At 37.0% G+C, this 928-nt stretch carries 1 protein-coding gene and 1 pseudogene; one reads left to right on the top strand and one right to left on the bottom strand.

Annotated features, from left to right (window positions below; all coding sequences use genetic code 11):
- Nucleotides 1-184: 184 nt before the first annotated feature.
- Complete coding sequence (locus FFM78_RS13665; RefSeq protein ID WP_041153703.1) at nt 185-772, bottom strand: site-specific integrase; 588 nt, start codon at nt 770-772, stop codon at nt 185-187.
- 86 nt (nt 773-858) lie between these two features.
- Here FFM78_RS13665 and FFM78_RS14140 point away from each other — a divergent pair.
- Nucleotides 859-928 (top strand): annotated as a pseudogene (locus FFM78_RS14140) (AbrB/MazE/SpoVT family DNA-binding domain-containing protein); the annotation flags it as partial.

Consider the following 928-nt stretch of genomic DNA (forward strand, 5'->3'; position numbering starts at 1 on the left):
AAACATAAATTGAATTAAAAATACAGTCAATTCAACAACGAGAAAAATTGATTGTATGGTTATCAGCAGACCGAGTGAAACGAGGTCAATGCGCACTTACACATAGAATAAATTCTATGTTGTGCTAGGCCCATTAAAAGCCTGTATCAGAAGTCGCCGTTGGCGACAACAAAATCAAACCAATTTACCCAAAATCAATTTGGTTCAACATGTTTTCTGTACTTGCTTGATCCAAGCCTAAATAAGCTAAAGTCATTGATTCACTTGAGTGATTTAGTAAGTGCATGACTAGGCCAATATTGTAATTTGATTGCGTGTAAACACGATAAGCCCCGGTTTTGCGCATCGTATGAGTACCTAGATAATTAATTCCTAATAAATCGCCAACCTTACTCATAATTTTGTAGAACTGTTTTTCAGTGATATGGCGCTCGGGGTGTTGAATGGAAGGAAAGAGCCATTCAGATGCTAGTTTATGATCAAGCAGCCATTGACGGTACAATAAGAGTTCTGTTTGAACTGGTTTAAGGTACAAGGTATTAGGCTTACCCGTTTTTCGATCGTGAATGAACGCATTTTGTTTAATAGAACCGTCCAGATTAAAAATATCGGTCTGTTTTAAGTACATGACATCACTGACTCGTAGTAGCGTAGCTTTACCAACTTGAAAAATCGTATAGTTACGTCGGCCAGCTTTAAAATTATTGAGTAACGTATCTTGAACCTCTTTAAGAACGTTTGAATCTTTGATGGGTAAGACAACTTGTTGCATGTAAATGACCTCCAGTAAGAATATTTGCATTGTGTATCTACACGGGATAATACTTGACTTGTAATAATAATTTAGGAGGGGAAAATATGGAACTTATTAAAGAACAAACACGCTTAGCAAAGTGGGGAAACTCGAAAGCTGCTAGAATTCCTAGCC

Origin of the sequence: Loigolactobacillus binensis (assembly GCF_005405165.1) — a bacterium.
GTDB classification, from domain to species: domain Bacteria; phylum Bacillota; class Bacilli; order Lactobacillales; family Lactobacillaceae; genus Loigolactobacillus; species Loigolactobacillus binensis.

What these genes read in the sequence shown, in the direction of transcription:
- FFM78_RS13665 (WP_041153703.1), bottom strand. Translation starts at nt 772, where the DNA reads ATGCAACAAGTTGTCTTACCCATCAAAGATTCAAACGTTCTTAAAGAG.